Origin of the sequence: Aeromicrobium sp. Root472D3, assembly GCF_001426485.1 — a bacterium.
Taxonomy (GTDB): Bacteria; Actinomycetota; Actinomycetes; order Propionibacteriales; family Nocardioidaceae; genus Aeromicrobium.
The window spans coordinates 1,878,243-1,895,235 of sequence record NZ_LMET01000001.1 but is presented as its reverse complement, the minus strand read 5'-3'; the positions used below and the strand labels follow the sequence as shown (position 1 = coordinate 1,895,235).

The 16,993-nt window shown below is 70.3% G+C and carries 18 protein-coding genes and 2 tRNA genes; 8 read left to right on the top strand and 12 right to left on the bottom strand.

Going from position 1 to position 16,993, the window contains the following annotated elements:
- Window positions 1-33: 33 nt before the first annotated feature.
- From ASD10_RS09310 to ASD10_RS09300, 3 genes are all read right to left on the bottom strand, one after another.
- A tRNA-Val gene (locus tag ASD10_RS09310) sits at window positions 34-107 on the bottom strand.
- 164 nt (window positions 108-271) lie between these two features.
- Window positions 272-730 (bottom strand): peroxiredoxin, encoded by a 459-nt coding sequence (locus ASD10_RS09305; protein WP_056607579.1) that lies wholly within the window; start codon window positions 728-730, stop codon window positions 272-274.
- 287 nt (window positions 731-1,017) lie between these two features.
- Window positions 1,018-1,404 (bottom strand): DUF3052 domain-containing protein, encoded by a 387-nt coding sequence (locus ASD10_RS09300; RefSeq protein ID WP_082556119.1) that lies wholly within the window; start codon window positions 1,402-1,404, stop codon window positions 1,018-1,020.
- A gap of 127 nt (window positions 1,405-1,531) precedes the next feature.
- On the opposite strand from ASD10_RS09300, the gene aceE reads away from it, so the two are divergent.
- Window positions 1,532-4,288 (top strand): pyruvate dehydrogenase (acetyl-transferring), homodimeric type, encoded by a 2,757-nt coding sequence (aceE, locus tag ASD10_RS09295; protein ID WP_056610082.1) that lies wholly within the window; start codon window positions 1,532-1,534, stop codon window positions 4,286-4,288.
- 48 nt (window positions 4,289-4,336) lie between these two features.
- On the top strand, window positions 4,337-5,398 hold the full coding sequence (locus tag ASD10_RS09290; protein ID WP_056610079.1) for a phosphatase PAP2 family protein: 1,062 nt from the start codon (window positions 4,337-4,339) through the stop codon (window positions 5,396-5,398).
- On the opposite strand, the gene ASD10_RS09285 is transcribed toward ASD10_RS09290, so the two are convergent.
- Window positions 5,391-6,353 (bottom strand): alpha/beta fold hydrolase, encoded by a 963-nt coding sequence (locus ASD10_RS09285; protein ID WP_056607575.1) that lies wholly within the window; start codon window positions 6,351-6,353, stop codon window positions 5,391-5,393. The genes ASD10_RS09290 and ASD10_RS09285 overlap by 8 nt on opposite strands.
- A gap of 90 nt (window positions 6,354-6,443) precedes the next feature.
- Here ASD10_RS09285 and ASD10_RS09280 point away from each other — a divergent pair, with 90 nt between their 5' ends.
- Window positions 6,444-7,253 carry an acyl carrier protein gene (locus tag ASD10_RS09280; protein ID WP_056607574.1) on the top strand — a complete coding sequence of 270 codons (810 nt, stop codon included), beginning with the start codon at window positions 6,444-6,446 and terminating at the stop codon, window positions 7,251-7,253.
- A 12-nt stretch (window positions 7,254-7,265) separates the two neighbouring features.
- Here ASD10_RS09280 and ASD10_RS09275 read toward each other — a convergent pair whose 3' ends face one another.
- A complete protein-coding gene (locus ASD10_RS09275) occupies window positions 7,266-7,775 on the bottom strand; it encodes a DUF3145 domain-containing protein (protein ID WP_056610076.1) in 510 nt (169 codons plus the stop codon).
- Window positions 7,776-7,843: 68 nt separating this feature from the next.
- Here ASD10_RS09275 and ASD10_RS09270 point away from each other — a divergent pair, with 68 nt between their 5' ends.
- Window positions 7,844-8,191, top strand: a complete 348-nt coding sequence (locus tag ASD10_RS09270) for a GNAT family N-acetyltransferase (RefSeq protein ID WP_369797559.1) — start codon at window positions 7,844-7,846, stop codon at window positions 8,189-8,191.
- A 1-nt stretch (window position 8,192) separates the two neighbouring features.
- Here ASD10_RS09270 and ASD10_RS09265 read toward each other — a convergent pair whose 3' ends face one another.
- A complete protein-coding gene (locus ASD10_RS09265) occupies window positions 8,193-8,621 on the bottom strand; it encodes a hypothetical protein (protein ID WP_056607570.1) in 429 nt (142 codons plus the stop codon).
- A 229-nt stretch (window positions 8,622-8,850) separates the two neighbouring features.
- Between ASD10_RS09265 and ASD10_RS09260 the strand changes: the two genes are divergently transcribed.
- Both ASD10_RS09260 and ASD10_RS09255 read left to right on the top strand, forming a co-directional pair.
- A complete protein-coding gene (locus ASD10_RS09260; protein ID WP_056607568.1) occupies window positions 8,851-9,132 on the top strand; it encodes a hypothetical protein in 282 nt (93 codons plus the stop codon).
- An 85-nt stretch (window positions 9,133-9,217) separates the two neighbouring features.
- A complete protein-coding gene (locus ASD10_RS09255; RefSeq protein ID WP_056607566.1) occupies window positions 9,218-9,694 on the top strand; it encodes a hypothetical protein in 477 nt (158 codons plus the stop codon).
- Window positions 9,695-9,724: 30 nt separating this feature from the next.
- Here the strand turns inward: ASD10_RS09255 and ASD10_RS09250 are convergent.
- A tRNA-Met gene (locus ASD10_RS09250) sits at window positions 9,725-9,801 on the bottom strand.
- Between the two features lie 170 nt (window positions 9,802-9,971).
- On the opposite strand from ASD10_RS09250, the gene ASD10_RS09245 reads away from it, so the two are divergent.
- Both ASD10_RS09245 and ASD10_RS09240 read left to right on the top strand, forming a co-directional pair.
- On the top strand, window positions 9,972-10,154 hold the full coding sequence (locus ASD10_RS09245) for a hypothetical protein (protein ID WP_056607563.1): 183 nt from the start codon (window positions 9,972-9,974) through the stop codon (window positions 10,152-10,154).
- Between the two features lie 87 nt (window positions 10,155-10,241).
- Window positions 10,242-10,937 (top strand): GAF and ANTAR domain-containing protein, encoded by a 696-nt coding sequence (locus ASD10_RS09240; protein ID WP_082556118.1) that lies wholly within the window; start codon window positions 10,242-10,244, stop codon window positions 10,935-10,937.
- A 16-nt stretch (window positions 10,938-10,953) separates the two neighbouring features.
- On the opposite strand, the gene ASD10_RS09235 is transcribed toward ASD10_RS09240, so the two are convergent.
- From ASD10_RS09235 to ASD10_RS09215, 5 genes are read right to left on the bottom strand one after another with little or no spacing between them, the layout of a single operon-like run.
- A complete protein-coding gene (locus ASD10_RS09235) occupies window positions 10,954-12,333 on the bottom strand; it encodes an aminotransferase class III-fold pyridoxal phosphate-dependent enzyme (RefSeq protein WP_056607559.1) in 1,380 nt (459 codons plus the stop codon).
- A gap of 17 nt (window positions 12,334-12,350) precedes the next feature.
- Entirely contained in the window at window positions 12,351-13,718 is a 1,368-nt protein-coding gene (locus ASD10_RS09230) for an NAD(P)/FAD-dependent oxidoreductase (RefSeq protein ID WP_235501796.1), read from the bottom strand.
- Window positions 13,715-15,160: a gamma-aminobutyraldehyde dehydrogenase gene (locus ASD10_RS09225; RefSeq protein WP_056607555.1), complete on the bottom strand. Its 1,446-nt coding sequence runs from the start codon at window positions 15,158-15,160 to the stop codon at window positions 13,715-13,717. The genes ASD10_RS09230 and ASD10_RS09225 overlap by 4 nt, the downstream gene beginning before the upstream one ends.
- Window positions 15,157-15,522 (bottom strand): cupin domain-containing protein, encoded by a 366-nt coding sequence (locus tag ASD10_RS09220; RefSeq protein ID WP_056607553.1) that lies wholly within the window; start codon window positions 15,520-15,522, stop codon window positions 15,157-15,159. The genes ASD10_RS09225 and ASD10_RS09220 overlap by 4 nt, the downstream gene beginning before the upstream one ends.
- On the bottom strand, window positions 15,519-16,931 hold the full coding sequence (locus tag ASD10_RS09215) for an FAD-binding oxidoreductase (protein WP_056607551.1): 1,413 nt from the start codon (window positions 16,929-16,931) through the stop codon (window positions 15,519-15,521). The genes ASD10_RS09220 and ASD10_RS09215 overlap by 4 nt, the downstream gene beginning before the upstream one ends.
- Window positions 16,932-16,993: the final 62 nt, after the last annotated feature.

Below are 16,993 nucleotides of genomic sequence, written 5' to 3'. Positions count from 1 at the left end.
CGTGCCGGGCTCGCGGTCTAACCGGACACGGGGTGGGCGAAGAGGGACTCGAACCCCCGACCGTCCGGGTGTAAACCGGAAGCTCTAACCAGCTGAGCTATTCGCCCTCAGGACAGCGGCACACTACCGCAACGACCGGCACGGGGCGGCACACGCAAAGGCTGCGGCTGCCAAGGTCTCGGGTCCCTGGCAGCCGCAGCACGTTCATCAAAGCGCATCGGCAGGCCCAGCCGCAGCCGATTCAGGAAGATTTAGGGAAAGCCGACGGCCCTCACGACAGATCGGCGAGCGCGGCCCGATAGTCCGCGAGATCGCGGGCCTCCCCGATGCCGTTGACGACCTGCCAGCGCAGGATCCCCTCGCGGTCGATCACGAAGGCGCCGCGGTTCGGCGCGCCGGCGTCCTCGTTGAACGAGCCGTACGCGCGCGACACGTCGCCGTGCGGCCAGAAGTCGCTCAGGATCGAGAACGTGTAGCCGTCCCGGTCGGCGAACGCCCGGTTCGAGAAGAAGTGGTCGCACGAGATCGCGAGCACCTCGGCATCGCCGGTCTCGAACTCCGCGAGGTTGTCGCGGAGCTCGCACAGCTCGCCCGTGCAGATGCCGCTGAACGCGAACGGGAAGAACACGAGCACGACGTTCTTGCCGCGCAGGGACGACAGCGAGACGTCCTCGCCGTGCTGGTTCTTGAGCGTGAAGTCGGGTGCGGCGTCGCCGATCGAAAGAGTCATGCTCCGAGCCTAGTGCGCTGAAGTCCGCCAGGGAGCGAAGCGAGCGTGAGGGCCGAGCCTGACGCGAATCGCTGGCGTCAGTCCCCCTCGCTCCGCTCACGGTCGGCCGCTGGCGGCCTCCCTGGGGGACGACGTCGACCGCCGGGGAGCGAAGCCACAGGTCAGCACGTGCGTCAGCGGCGCGGCGAGCTTGATCGCTCGCCACGCCTCGCGGTCCGGCGGCTTCGCCGCGCACGCTCACGCTGCGCTGGCGCGCCTCGACGCTCGGGCGCAGGGCGCCCTCGGTCTCAGCGCTTGTGGGCGGTGAGCCGGGTGGCGGCCCAGTCGGCCGTCGCGGCGGACGTCGTGGTGACCGACAGGCCGGCCACCTCGGCGGCCTCGACGACGTCGGCGCCCGGGACGTAGTTGTCGCGGCCCACCTTCGGCGTCAGGAGCCACACGTTGCCGCCGTCGACCAGGTCGGTCAGGGAGTCGACCAGGGCGTCGGTCAGGTCTCCGTCGCCGTCTCGCCACCACAGGATGACCCCCTCGACGTCCTCGCCGAAGTCGCCGTCCACCAGGTCGTTGCCGGTGTGACGCTCGATCTCGACCCGAAGTTCCTCGTCGACGTCCTCATCCCAGCCAAGCTCCTGGATGACGGTGTCAGGACCGAAGCCCAGCTTGCCCGCGTCCACCGGTATGTCTCCTCGCGTTCGTCGAAAACCTACTCAAAAGTAGGTTCGTCGGCATGGGTTGCCGGTATCACAGTAGCGAACCGGAGGTGGAATGATGGACACGTCCACAAGACAACTGGGAGTGAACATGCCGCAATCCGGCCAGGAACGTCCGCCCGTCATCCACGAGGGTCTTCCGACCCAACTGCCTGACATCGACCCCGACGAGACGGCCGAGTGGCTGGCCTCGCTCGACGACATGGTCGACAGCCGCGGACGCAGCCGTGCTCGTTACGTGATGCTGAAGCTCCTCGAGCGGGCTCGCGAGCAGAACGTCGGCGTGCCGGCACTGCGCAGCACCGACTTCATCAACACGATCCCGCCCGAGCGCGAGCCGTGGTTCCCCGGCAACGAGGCCATCGAGCGCCGCATCCGCTCCTACATCCGCTGGAACGCCGCCGTCATGGTGTCGCGCGCCAACCGTCCCGGCCTCGGCGTCGGCGGTCACATCGCGTCGTACCAGTCCGCGGCCAGCCTGTACGAGGTCGGCTTCAACCACTTCTTCCGCGGCAAGGACCACCCCGGCGGCGGTGACCACATCTACTTCCAGGGTCACGCGGCGCCCGGCATCTACGCCCGCTCGTTCCTCGAGGGCGGTCTGAACGAGACGCAGATGGACCGGTTCCGCCAGGAGCACTCGCACGGCGAGGGCAACGGCCTGTCGTCGTACCCGCACCCGCGCCTCATGCAGGACTACTGGGAGTTCCCGACCGTCTCGATGGGCCTCGGCGGCATCAACTCGATCTACCAGGCACGCTTCAACCGCTACCTCCAGAACCGCGGCATCAAGGACACCAGCCAGCAGCACGTCTGGACGTTCCTGGGCGACGGCGAGATGGGCGAGGTCGAGTCGCTCGGCGCGATCGGCGTCGCCGCTCGCGAGGAGCTCGACAACCTGACCTGGGTCATCAACTGCAACCTGCAGCAGCTCGACGGACCGGTGCGCGGCAACGGCAAGATCATCCAGGAGCTCGAGTCCACGTTCCGTGGCGCGGGCTGGAACGTCATCAAGGTCGTGTGGGGACGCGAGTGGGACGACCTGCTCGCCCGCGACACCGACGGCACCCTCGTCAACCAGATGAACCGCACCCCCGACGGCGAGTTCCAGACCCTGTCGGTCGAGACCGGCGCCTACAACCGCGAGAACTTCTTCGGGCCCGACCCGCGCCTGCAGAAGATGGTCGAGCACCTCACCGACGGCGACATCGAGCGCCTGCCTCGCGGCGGTCACGACTACCGCAAGGTCTACGCCGCCTTCGAGGCCGCGCAGAAGCACACGGGCCAGCCGACCGTCATCCTGGCGCACACCGTCAAGGGCTGGCTGCTGGAGTCGTTCGCCGGACGCAACGCGACGCACCAGATGAAGAAGCTCACCAAGGACGACCTGAAGGGCTTCCGCGACCGCCTCAACATCCCGGTCTCCGACGAGCAGATCGACGGCAGCGACATCGCGCCGTTCTACCACCCGGGTCCCGACAGCGAAGAGATCCAGTACATGAAGGCCCGGCGCGAGGCGCTGGGCGGATCGCTGCCCAAGCGCATCGTCAACCCGGCGACCGTCAAGCTGCCCGACCCGAAGGTCTACGAGGAGCTCAAGAAGGGCTCGGGCAAGCAGCAGATCGCCACGACGATGGCGTTCGTCCGCCTGCTCCGCGACCTCATGAAGGATCCCGAGATCGGACGTCGCATCGTCCCGATCGCGCCCGACGAGTACCGCACGTTCGGCATGGACTCGATGTTCCCGTCGGCCAAGATCTACAACCCGGCCGGCCAGACGTACGAGTCGGTCGACCGCAAGCTGCTGCTCGCGTACAAGGAGTCGGCCCAGGGCCAGCTGCTGCACGAGGGCATCAGCGAGGCCGGCGCCATGGCGTCGGCGATCGCGGCGGGCAGCTCGTACTCGACGCACGGCGAGCCGATGATCCCGGTCTACATGTTCTACTCGATGTTCGGCTTCCAGCGGACCGCCGACTCGATCTGGGCGATGGCCGACCAGCTGGCCCGCGGCTTCCTGATCGGTGCCACGGCCGGACGCACGACGCTGACCGGTGAGGGCCTGCAGCACGCCGACGGCCACTCGCCGCTGATCGCGCAGACCAACCCGGCCGTCGTGCACTACGACCCGGCATTCAGCTTCGAGATCAGCCACATCGTGAAGCTGGGCCTGGAGCGCATGTATGGCACGACCGACCAGCACCCGCACGGCGAGGACGTCATCTTCTACCTGACGGTCTACAACGAGGCGTTCAACCAGCCGGCCGAGCCGGAGGACGTCGACGTCGAGGGCCTGCTGAAGGGTGCCTACATCTACCGCAAGGCGTCCGGCGAGGGCGTGCCGGCGCGCATCATGGCGTCCGGCGTCGCGGTGCCGTGGGCGCTCAAGGCCCAGCAGATCCTGGCCGACGACTACGGCGTCGCCGCCGACGTCTGGTCGGTCACGTCGTGGAACGAGCTCGCCCGCGACGCCATCGCGGCGGAGAAGTGGAACCTCAACAACCCCGGCGAGTACAGCAAGATGCCGTACATCACGTCGCGGCTCATGGACTCCAGCGCCGTCACGGTCGCCGTCAGCGACTACATGCGCGCCGTCCCCGACCAGATCGCCCGCTGGGTCCCCGGTCCGTGGCAGTCGCTCGGAGCCGACGGCTTCGGCTTCGCCGACACGCGTGCGGCGGCCCGTCGCGTGTTCCAGATCGACGCCGAGTCGATCGTCGTGTCGGTGCTGCAGACGCTGGCCCAGCGCGGCTCGGTGCCGCCGGAGACGGCCCGTGAGGCCTTCACCCGGTTCCGCATCGACGACCCGACCGCGGTGGCCGATGTCGAGCAGGTGGGCGGCGACGCTTGAGACAGACCTCGTGGCTGAGGTTGGGCATGGGCGCCTAAGATGGCGTCCATGCTCCGTTGGCCTCGTGCGTTCCTCCGCTGGCCGTACGCCTTCGCCTTCTGCCTGTCCGTCGCGGTGGGCGCGACCGCGATCTACTTCTCGCACGACCTGAACGTCGGTCTGAAGGATCCCGAGGGCTTCCTCGGGCCGGCCTACATCCGGTTGCCGCTGCTGGGCATCCTGCTGTTCCTGGTCGGCATCGTGCCGCAGGCCATCCACCGGTACGGCGTCAAGAACACGCTGTCGGGCGTCCGCACGATCGTGCGCAACGAGTGGACGCTCAAGCGCGTCGCGTACGCCGCGACCGGCATGGTGTCGTTCTACGTCTGCTACGTCAGCTACCGCAACCTCAAGAGCTACCTGCCCGAGCTGACCAACACGATCCACGACCGTGCGCTGCTCCAGCTCGACCACGTGCTGTTCTTCGGCAACAACCCGGCCGAGGTGCTGCACTCGGTTCTCGGCACGACGGTCGCCGCGCAGGTGCTGGCGGTGCTGTACGTGCTGTACCTGCCGGTCGTGCCGATCACGGTCGCGGCGGTGCTGGTGCTGCACCGCGACGTCACGGTGGGAGCCTGGTACGCGACCGCCGTGAGCCTGAACTGGGTGCTCGGCGTCGTCAGCTACTACAGCCTGCCGACGCTCGGCCCCGCCTTCTACGAGCCCCAACGCTTCGCCGACCTGCCGGAGAACGGCGCCACGCAGCTGCAGATGTCGCTGCTGAGGGGTGCGTTCGGCTTCAAGGAGGACCCGCAGGGCGACAAGATCTTCGGCATCGCCGGCTTCGCGTCGCTGCACGTCTCCGTCGTGTTCACGCTGGCCCTGTTCCTGCACTACGCCGGCATCGCCCGCGCCATCCGGTACACCGCGTGGATCTACCTCGGCTTCACGATCCTGGCGACGCTGTACCTCGGCTGGCACTACATCGCCGACGACATCGGCGGCCTGCTGATCGGCTGGATCGCCGTGGCGGTCGGCGCGTGGGCCACGGGCAACACCCGGTGGCAGAAACGCCGACGGCTCGCGGCCGAGAAGGGCACCCCCGAGGTCGAGGCGACCCCCGTCAGCTGATCGCCGGCTCCGCGGCCGCGACGGGCACCGGCTCGGGCACGACGCTCTCGAGCTGGTACTGGTCTCCCCGGCGCAGCAGCGCCCTCCACCGTCCACGGTGGTAGGAGGCCGGGGCGTTGGCCTCGACGAACTCGACGACGATGCGCGAGAACTCGTCGGGGTGGTCGCGGTGCGGGAAGTGACCGGAGTCCTCGAACACGTGGACGTCCGAGACCTGGGTGGGGGCCGAGTCGGCGTGCGACGCCGGGATCACCATGTCGTCGCGTCCCCAGATCACGAGCACCGGCATGAGCCGCGCCAGATAGCTGCGGTCGGTCATCGTGACGTACTGGCCGCGCCAGTTGAGCACGTGGCTCGTGACCCTCTGCACCGCGGTGCGCTGGGCGGGGTCGGCCAGCGCCTCGTAGATGCGGGCCACCTCGCCGAGGTCGCGCGTGGCGCTGGTCGGCAGCCGCGACATCGACGTCAGCGCGCCCGAGACGAGCGGACGCCACGGACGGAACGTCGCCGCCGCCAGCGCGAGGCCGCTGCCGGGGACGGTCAGGAAGCGGATGAGGGGCGTGACCTCCTTGCCGAGGCCGCCCGTCGACACCAGCACGACACGCTCGGTGCGGTCGGGGAACTGGTACGCGAACTGCATCGCGACGCCGCCGCCGAAGCTGTGGCCGACGACCGTGACCTTGTCGATGCCCAGCACCGTCAGCAGGTCGCGCATGCCGTTGGCGTACCCGCCGAGCGAGTAGTCGGCATCGGGCTTGTCGGACTCGCCGTGCCCGAGCAGGTCGGGGGCGATGACGGTGTAGTGCTCGGCCAGCGCCGGCATGACGTCGACCCACGTCGAGGAGTCGCAGGCCAGGCCGTGGAGCAGCAGCAGTGCCGGCCCGGACCCCGCGATGCGAAATGCCCTGCGATAGCCGTGCACCACGACGTACTGGACGTCCTCGATGCTCTCCATCGAGCCAGTCTAGGGCTGGTCGGGCCATCTGGTCCCGTGGATCGGTCGAGGATGCCGTGATGCGCGGCACGGCGTCGTTAGACTGACCCCGTGCCTTCTCCCTCCTCGATCCACGAGCAGCTGACCGACATCCTCGTGCGCGTCGTCGACTGCCGCGCCGACGCCGTCGTCCCGTCCGCCGCGCTGGCCGAGCTGGGCACCGACTCGCTGACGATCGTCGAGGTCGGTGAGGAGCTGGGCCGCCGGTTCGGCGTCCGCCTGTCGGATGCGGCGATCGACTCCATGGTCACGGTGCAGGACGCGATCGACGCCGTCGTCGCCCAGTCCGCCGCCGATCGTCCGACCCGCACCACGACGGCTCTCGCGAGCCCGCCCCCGCCCCCGGCCCGGCCCGCGGGTGCCAGCCGTGCCCGCAAGACCAGCTACGTCGCGACATTCGTGTTCTTCGGCCTGGTGATCGGCGGCGTGCTGGGCCTCGGCGGCGCGGCGCTCGTGAGCGCCACCGGCATCAGCAAGGTCGACCTGCCGCCCATCGGGGGCACGCCGACGCCGGCCGCGACGACGCCCGAGCCGGCCGAGGAGACGACGCCGACGCCCGCGAGCCCCACGGCCGACCCGAAGCCCACGATCAACACGTCGAGCGAGCAGGTGTCCCCCGGTGAGCGCTTCCTGCTCAGCGGGGCGTTCCCCGGCAGCTCGGACGGTGAGGACCTGCAGGTCGAGGTCAAGGACGGCGGCTCCGGGGCGGCGTGGGACGACTTCCCCATCCAGACCCAGGTCCGCGACGGCGGCATCTTCCGCACCGAGCTCTACACCTCGCGCACGGGCGAGCGTCAGTTCCGCGTGACCAACAAGGCCACCGGGGAGTCCACGCCGTCGATCACGGTCACGATCGGCTGACCCGGCCCGGGGTCAGATGACCTGGTGCAGCCACCGCACCGGGGCACCGTCGCCCGCGTGCCGGAACGGCTCGAGCTCGGCGTCCCACGCGACGCCCAGCAGGCCGTCGAGAGCCGTCTCGAGGTCGACCTCGCCCAGGGCGGCCTTGACCCGGAACGCCTTGATGCGGTCCTCCGGGATCATGACGTCGCCGTGCAGGCCGGTCAGGGCGTGGAAGATGCCGAGCTCCGGCGTGTACGAGTAGCGCGCGCCCTCGCTGGACGACGTCGGCTCCTCGGTGACCTCGAAGCGCAGGAGCTCCCAGCCACGCAGGGCGGAGGCGAGCTTGGCGGAGGTGCCCGCGGGGGCCTGCCACGACAGCTCGGCCCGGTACGTCCCGGGCTCGGCAGGCTGCGCGACCCAGGCGAGATCGGGCGTGCCACCGAGCACACCGGCGACGGCCCACTCGACGTGCGGGCACAGCGCAGAGACCGAGGAGTGGATGAAGAGCACTCCCCGGGTGGGGGTCGTCGGCAAAGACATGTTCATGGTGCCTCCCTAGTTCGCCTTCCCCAGCGTCTTGAGAGCACCTGCAGACATTGTGACGTACGTTGGCCAGTGCGGACAACCTCAACCCCGTCAAGGAGTGTCGGATGACCACCACCGTGCACGACAACAGCGCCGAGACACGTTTCGAGATCACCGTCGACGGACGCCTCGCCGGCTACGTCGACTACCGGCGCGACGGCGACGAGTACGCCCTGCCCCACACGCGCGTGTTCCCCGAGTTCGGCGGTCAGGGCATCGGCAGCACGCTGATCGTGGGGGCACTCGACGAGATCGCCGCGCGGGGCGGCACGGTGCTCCCCTACTGCCCCTTCGTCCCGAAGGTCATCCGCGACCACCCCGAGTACCTGGCGCTGGTGCCGGAGGCCCAGCGCGGCACGTTCGACCTCTGAGTCACCCGACGGGGTGCACGTCGATGCCGTGCTCGCGCCACAGGTCGAGCACGGCGGGCTGGTCGTCCCACGCCTCCAGCACCGTGAACCCGTCGTCGGTGATCTGCTGCAGGATCTCCGTCTTGACCACGACGTCCTTGCGGTAGTCACCGACGATCCGCGTGTGCAGCGCGTCGTGCGGCACGTCGTGCGCGACCAGCCAGTCGAGCGAGAGGTCGCGCCAGACGAACTCGCGCGACGTCACGACGATGACGGCGCGACCCAGCGCGGCCTGCTCGCGAGCCGCCGTCACGACGTCGTCATGTGGCGGGCAGTCGGCGGACGCGGCGTGGAAGGCCGCGAAGTCCTTGTCGTCCCCCTCGATCAGGTGGACGATCTGCCTGGTGTCGCACAACGTGCCGTCGAGGTCGAAGATCACGGCGTCGCGCATGGTGCCCCTTCGGTCGTCGGGTAGTCCGGTGGTCCGGTGGTCCTCGAACCTACAGGTGCACCAGGTCCCGACGTGGACGAAGTTCGGCAAGAGGTGTAAACCACGTATACATTTTTGGCAGCGGCGCCGCCGGGTCCCCGTCCGACCCGACGACGTCACTTCCGTCCGGGCCCGCCACCGCGTGGGCACACTCCCGCCGGGCGCAGCGACCCCGATCGAGAAGGCTTCGATGTCCGCGCATCCTCACCCCGACGAACCTGCCACCTCCCCCGCCCTGTGGCTCTACAAGGTCGACACACCGTCCGGCGCGGACGTGCTCACGGACGCGGCCGCCTCCGCCGGCCTCACCGCGACGTCGTTCGAGCACAGTGGGAGCACGTTCGCCGCGTTCACGTGCTTCGACCACGTCGACGAGCGCGTGCTGCACTCCTGCCTCGCCGAGCACGGTCCGACCGCCACGTTCATCCTGACGTCGGACGAGACCGACGACGATCCGCGCGGTTGGCTGTGACCCGCGCACCCGTGATCACGTCCGCGCACGTGAACTCTCGACCAACTGCGCGCCGCCGCCGACCGCGCCGCGTCACCGTGTCTGGATGCGCACACCGAGAAGACTCCTGCTGGCCGAGGACGTCACCGTCAGCTCACGCACCACCGGTCTGTTCACGGGACCGGCGATGGAGGTGTGGGACAGGATCGAGGCGCCCGAGACCCAGGTGCTGATGAGCCCCGAGACCGTCCTGGCCGGTCGGCTGCCCGGCACCGGGCGGGGCGTCGGCGAGATCCAGTACTACGTCCGCGAGGTGGACCACCGGCGCGACCTGGTGGCGATCGAGATCCTCGAGTACGAGCACGGCCGACGTGCTGTGACCGAGACGATCACCCACCCCGACGTCCGGCTGAGGACGACCACGCTGCTCGAGAGTGCCGGCGACGATCGCGTCCGCCTGACGCACGAATGGTCGATCATCCTCCCCGCGGGAACCGATGCCGCGCACGCCGAGGCGATGAACGCCTACGTCGACGCCTGCGCGGAGCACACGGCGACCACGCTCCGCCGGGTGTTCGACTGAGGCGGACGGCCTGTCCTGCTGCGACGGCAGTGGTAGGGAGGGTGGGGCTCGAACCCACGACCCAGGGATTATGAGTCCCCTGCTCTAACCGGCTGAGCTACCTCCCCGCGGTGCGCCAAACCTACCGGCCGCCCGGCCGCTCGTGCCGCCGAGGGGCGATGGTGGCACGAGCCCCCGCTGCAGTGACAGGATCTCCCCATGACCGACGCGCCCCTCCCCCCCGTGGGCGGCCCGAGCCAGGACCGCGGCATCGTTCGCGTTCAGCGTCTTCGGTCTCGTGCTGATCGTGCGGTACGTCGTGCTGGTCGGCAGCGTCCTGGTCGGAGACGGCTCGTGGGGCGACACGGCTCCCCTGTGGCTGCAGATCCCGGCCGCCACCGCCGTGGGTCTCGCGGCGCTCTTCGCCCTCGTCCGCCTCGCCGGCGAGGTCGTCGCCGGCACCCGCACGCCCCGGCCGTAGGGGTCGCCGGGCGCGGGTGCACGCGACGGAGACGACGGGGCCTACAGTGAGGGATCGTCCAACCGGGCGCCCAACGTCAGGGCCACCATGGCAGAGACACCGGACGAAGCCTTCGCTCGACTGGCGAGCGACCTCAGCGAAGCCGCCACCGTGGCCCAGACCGCCGCGCAGATCGTCGACTTCGGCACCACCACGATCGGCACGCAGTTCGCCGGCATCATGATGATGCGTCGCCGGCGGACGTTCGAGACGGTCGTGTCGTCGGCACCCGTCGTCCTCGAGGCGGACGGTCTGCAGCAGCGGCTGCGGGAGGGGCCCGGCGTCGACCCGGCGATGCCGTCACGGACCATCATGTCCGCCGATCTCGCGCGCGACACCCGCTGGCCGCGGTGGGGGCCGGTCGTCGTCGACCTCGGGCTCGTCAGCGTCCTCTCGGCCGAGCTGCGGGCCGCCGGTCAGCGGATCGGCGTCATCAACTTCTACGGCGACCACGTGCGACAGTTCACCGATCAGGACGCCCACGTGGCGAGCCTGTTCGCGAGCCACGCGGCAGCCGCGCTCGCCGCCGTCGCCCTGCGGGAGAACCTCCAGAACGCCCTCGACTCGCGCACCATCGTGGGTCAGGCGCAAGGGGTCCTGATGGAGCGCTTCGACGTCGACGCCGACCGGGCGTTCACGATCCTGCGTCGCTACTCGCAGGACGGGAACGTGAAGCTGACCGACGTCGCCCGTGCGCTGGTCGAGAGCCGCGAGCTGCCCGGCACGTCGCCCGGTCTGCGCTAAGTCCGCCCCGTGGACCTCACACGCCCATGTGGGCGCCGGCGTCGGTCAGCACCTCGTGCAGGCGTCCGACGATGTCGTCGAGCAGCGCCGCGTCGCTGATCAGCGGCGGCGCGATCTGCAGGACGGCGTCGCCGCGGTCGTCGCAGCGGGCGATGAGCCCCGCGCGACGCAGGCGCTTGGGCAGGAAGCCGCGCAGCAGGTCGTCACGCTCGGCCTGGTCGAACCGGGTCGCGTCGTCGTCCTTGACCAGCTCCATCGCCCAGAAGAACCCCGCGCCGCGGACGTCGCCGACGATCGGCAGGTCGAGCAGCGTCTTGACCCGGTCGCCCAGCGCCCCCGCCTGCGAGCGGACGTTCTCGAGCACCTGGTCGCGCTCGATGATCTCGATGCTCTTGGCCGCCACGACCGCGCTGAGGGGGTGTCCGCCGAAGGTGATGCCGTGACGGAAGACCTTCCGGTGCTCGACCAGCGGGGCGATGACACGCTCGCGGACCAGGACCGCACCCATCGGGGCGTACGCCGAGGTCAGACCCTTCGCGACGCTGATGAGGTCGGGCGCCACGCCCTCGCGGGACGACGCGAACCACTCGCCGATGCGTCCGAACCCGGTAATGACCTCGTCGGCCATCAGCAGGACGCCGTACTTGTCGGCGATGGCTCGCAGCCCCGTCCAGTAGCCGGCCGGCGCCGTGAAGCACCCGCCGGCGTTCTGCACCGGCTCGACGATGATCAGGGCGACCTCGTCGGCGCCCGCCGCGACGACCGCGTCCTCGACCTCGGCCAGCAGCCGTGCGCAGAACGCCGCGTCGTCGTGACCGTCGGGCTGACGGAACCGGTTGGTGTTCGACACCTTCGTGACGGAGACCGGCGGGGTGCCGAAGCCCTCCTTGAACGGCTGGACGCCGGTGAACGACAGCGCCCCGAGCGTGACGCCGTGGTACGCGCGGTCACGCGCGATCGCCTTGGTGCGCTGCGGCTGGCCGATCGCGATGAAGTGCTCGCGCACCATCTTCCACGCCGACTCGACCGACTCCGAGCCGCCGCCGGTGAAGAAGACCCGGTAGTCGTCGGCCGGCGCCAGGCTGCTGACCTTCTCGGCCAGGTCGATCGTCGCGGGGTGCGCCGTGCCCCAGCTCGTGTTGAACGCCAGCTGCGTCAGCTGCTGGGACGCCGCCTCGGCCATCTCGGCCCCGTAGGAGTACCCGAGCTGCGAGCAGAACAGGCTCGACAGGGCGTCGATGTACTGCGCGCCGTGGGTGTCGTACACGTACGGCCCCTCGCCCCGGTCGAGCACCATGAGGTCGTCGATCTCCTGCTTCGAGAAGTGCAGGATCAGGTGGTCCTTGGCGGACTGCTGCAGACGGTCGTGGTCGGGGTTGGGGGTGCGGACGTTCATGGCTCGCCTCTCGGAGGTCAGTGGTTGATGATGTGGTGCGCCATCTCGGCGCCGACCCGCAGTGCTCCGTCGACGTGCTGGAAGCCCAGCCCGGCCACGTCGGAGCTGCCGATCTGGATCGGGCCGACCTGCTCGCGCAGGCGCGCCCCGAACCGCGTCAGGCCGCCGAGGTCGAAGCTCGACGCGTACGCGCCCTGACCCAGCTCCTCGGACGTCCAGTCGCTCTCGAAGTACGACGACGGCTCGAGCGCCTGGTCGCCGTAGTACGCCGCCAGGGACGCCAGGATCGCGCCGCGCCGCTCCTCCGGCGAGCGCCGCAGCACCTCGTCGGCCCGCTCGTCCGACACGAACCCGACGAGCGTCCCGCGGGTGTCGCCGTGGTTGGTGTTGTCGTACGCCTCGTGCACCAGCTCGTAGGGGCTGAAGACGGTGCCGGACAGGCCCGCGTCCCGCCAGAACGGCGTCGGGTACGTGATGTGCAGCTTGATGACCTGCCCGAACGACTGGTGCTGGTGGGCCTCGCGCTGCTCGGTGGGCAGCGGCGGGTCGAACCGGATGCGCGACACGACGGTCGGCGGCACGGCCAGCACGAGGTGGCGGCCCGCCACCACCACGTCGCCGGCGACGACCTCGACACCGTCGTCGCTCCACCGGACGCGCTCGACGTCGTGGCCGGGGCGCACGGCGTCGCCGAGACGCTCGGCCAGGGCCAGGGGGACGCTCTGCAGACCGCCGACGACGCGCTTGTCGAGGATGAACTCGGAGTCGACGAGGTGCGAGAAGCTGCCGGCACTGGCCGCCATGTGGACGGCCTGCAGGGCCGAGAAGTTGTGCGCGGGCTTGGTCAGCATGGCCTGGGCGATGAACATCGCGATGTTGTCGCGCGCCTCCGGCTCGTCGGACTCGGCCTCGAGCCACGCCGCGAACGTCTGGCGGTCGAGCTCGTCGGCGTACGGCGCCTCCCACGGACGGGCGGGATCCATCTGCTCGGCGAGGGAGTCGAGCAGCTCGGTCAGCCGCGTCATCTCCTTCTCGACCTCGGCCGTCACCGGGACCTGCTCGCCCTCGAACGTGCGACGCTCCCCCGTGATGCCGATGTAGACCGACTCGCCCTCGCGGTAGCGCGAGAACGTCTCGAGGCCCAGCTCGTCGATCGTGCGCAGCAGCTCCTCCTGGTCGGGCGAGACCCACTGGCCGCCGAGCTCGAGGTCGACGCCGTCGACCTCGTCGGTCCACAGGCGTCCGCCGACGCGATCGCGCGCCTCGAGCACCACCACCGATCGTCCGGCCTTCTGCAGGGTGTGCGCCGCGGACAGGCCCGTGGCGCCCGCCCCGACGACGACGACGTCGACCTCGGACCTGGTCTGCTGTGTGCTCATGCTCATGCCTCCACGTTGCTCATGACGTGCTTGACCCGGGTGTAGTCCTCGAGCCCGTACGCCGACAGGTCCTTGCCGTACCCCGACGCGCCGAACCCACCGTGCGGCATCTCCGACACGAACGGGATGTGCGTGTTGACCCACACGCAGCCGAAGTCGAGGTCGGCGGTCATCCGCAGCGCGCGACCGTGGTCCTTGGTCCACACGCTCGCGGCCAGGCCGAAGGGGACGTCGTTGGCCAGGTCGGTCGCCTCGTCGTCGGTGCCGAACGACTGCACGGTCAGGACGGGGCCGAACACCTCCTGCTGGACGATCTCGTCGTCCTGCCGGACGCCGGACACGATCGTCGGCTCGAAGTAGAAGCCGTCGCCGTCGACGCGGTGGCCACCGGTCTCGATCGTGGCGTGGTCGCCCAGCCCGGCGACCATCCGCTCGACCGACGCGAGGTGGCCCGCGTTGTTGAGCGTCCCGTAGGCGGCGGTGTCGTCGTCCGGCGCGCCGGGGCGCGAGGCCCTCGCCTGCTCGACGAGCAGGCTCAGCAGCTCGTCGTGCACGCTCTCGTGGACGATCACGCGTGTCGCGGCCGTGCAGTCCTGGCCGGCGTTGAAGAAGCCGCCGACCGCGATGCCCTCGGCCGCCTCTTGCAGGTCGGCGTCGGCGAAGACCACAGCGGGCGCCTTGCCGCCGAGCTCGAGGTGCGCGCGCTTGAGGTTCCTCGCGGCCGAGACCGCGACCTCGATGCCGGCGCGCACCGACCCGGTGATCGCGACGAGGCCGGGCACGGGATGCTCGACCAGCAGACGTCCGGTGTCGGCGTTGCCGTTGACGACGTTGAGCACGCCGGCCGGCAGGATCCCACCGGCGATCTCGGCCAGCCGGACCGTCGAGCGCGGGGTCGTGTCGCTGGGCTTCAGGACGATCGTGTTGCCGGCCGCGAGGGCCGGGGCGATCTTCCAGATGGCCATCGCGAACGGGTAGTTCCAGGGCGTCACCTGCGCCACGACGCCGATCGGCTCACGACGGATGCTCGACGACAGACCCTCGACGTACTCGGCCGTCGCCTTGCCCTCCAGCAGGCGGGCGGCGCCGGCGAAGAAGCGCAGCTGGTCGACGCCCTGGTCGATCTCCTCGGTTGCGATGTGCGCCTTGATCTGCCCCGTGTCGCGCGACTGCAGCGCGACCAGCTCGTCGCGGGCCGCCTCGACCGCGTCGGCGATCTGCAGCAGGGCGAGCTGGCGCGCCTTCGGGGTCGTCCGCCTCCACGTCCTCGACGCGCGCTGTGCCGCCCGGAAGGCGGCGTCGACCTCGTCGGGCGTCGACACGGGCGAGCGACCGTCGGCACGTCCCGTCGTCGGGTCGACGAGCTCGATGAAGTCGGTCGCCGCGGAGTCGACGAGCGCACCGTCGACGTAGTTCTGGACGACGTCCGTGATGGGCGCTGTGGTCATGCGGGCGGATCCTCCGTGTCGGGCAGCAGGACGTAGATCTTGCGGAGCGTCTCGGTGATGGTCCAGGTGGTGCGTTCCCCGGCACGCAGGCGGACGACGGCCCCCGGAGCGACCGGGACGACCTCGCCGTCGGCGAACGTCACCTCGCCCCGGCCCGTCAGCACGATGAACACCTCGTCGACCTCGGTGTCGGTGACCGTGCCGGCCGTCAGCTCCCAGACGCCGACCTCGACACCCCGGGCCGCCACGAGCTCGGTCGACGACGCGACGGGCGTCCCGGCGAGCACGTCGGCCGGGTGGAGGCCGTCGACCGTCAGCGTCGTGGCCAGCGCGTCGTCGGTCAGCACGCGGTCGGTCGTCACGAGTCGAACCCCAGGCCGAGGCGGTCGAGGGTGCGCAGCAGCAGGTTGCGGTGGCCCTCGCGGTGGTCGGCACGGTCGAGCGACCACTTGGTGGCCTCGATGCCGATCTTCGCGAACGGCTCCGGCGGGAACGGCAGCGGCTTCTTGCGCACCATCTCGAGCTGCGTGCGGGGGGTGCTCTCGCCCGCCAGCCGGTCGAGCATGACCTCGGCGGCGAAGCGGGTCGCCGCGACGCCGAGCCCCGTGAAGCCCGCGGCGTAGGCGACGCGTCCGCGGCGCGCGAGCCCGTGGAAGGCGCAGAACTGGGTCGACGTGTCGATCGCGCCGCCCCACCGGTGGCTGAAGCCGAGGCCCTCGAGCTGCGGGTACGTCGTGAGGAAGTGCGACGCCAGGGTGCGGTACGACGCCTCGCGGTCCTCGTACTCGGGACGCACCCGACCTCCCGTGTGGTAGACCGCGTCGTAGCCGCCGTAGAGGATGCGGTTGTCGGCCGTCAGGCGCGAGTAGTGGAACTGGTTGGCCAGGTCGCTGACGCCCTGGCGGTCGCGCCAGCCGAGATCGGCCATCTGCGCGTCGCTCAACGGCTCGCTCATCAGGACGTAGTCGTACACCGGCACCGTCGACAGACGCGCGCGACGCAGCAGCGGACGGAAGACGTTGGTGCCCAGCGCCACCTGCGTGCTGCGCACCACACCCCGTCCGGTCTCGACCGCCACGCCGCCCGCGCGCGTCCGCACGCCCGTGACCGCGGAGTGCTCGAAGATCTCGACGCCGAGGTCGGCGGCCACCCGCGCGAGCTCGGAGGCCAGGCGCCCGGGGTGGACCAGCGCGCAGTGGTCCTTGGTCCACAGACCCGCCGCGTAGACGGGGCTGGCGATCGCGGCCTGCACGGCGTCGCGCTCGAGGAGCTCGCCGTGCTCGGCGTCGCGCAACCACTGCACCTGGTGGGGCTCGTAGGCGACCTCGAGCGTCCCGGTGCGCTCGAGCTGGACGTCCATGCCGAGCTCGGCGACGTCGCGCTCGATCGCGTCGAGGTTCTCCAGACCCATTCGCTCGAGCGTGTCGTACTCGTCCGGCCACCGGGTGCGGCCGTTGTCCTCGCCATGGGTCAGGCTCGCCTCGGCGAACCCGCCGTTGCGGCCCGATGCCGCCCAGCCGACCGTCTGCGCCTCGAGCAGCACGACGCGGGCCGACGGGTCGCGGCGCTTGGCCAGCACCGCGGTCCACAGGCCCGTGTAGCCGCCGCCGACGACCGTCAGGTCGGCGGTGTGCGATCCGACGAGCTGGGGGCGGCTGACGACGGGGGCGTCCTCGAGCCAGAACACCGCCGAGCGGGTCGACCGCAGGGACTCCGTGACGGCGCTCGCGCTCGGCGCGAGGCGCTCGAAGACCGTCGAGTGCCGCGTCATGCTCCTCCTCGTCCGGTGATCACCCCATCCTCGCCGAGTTCGGGGCCCGACGCCATTCACAC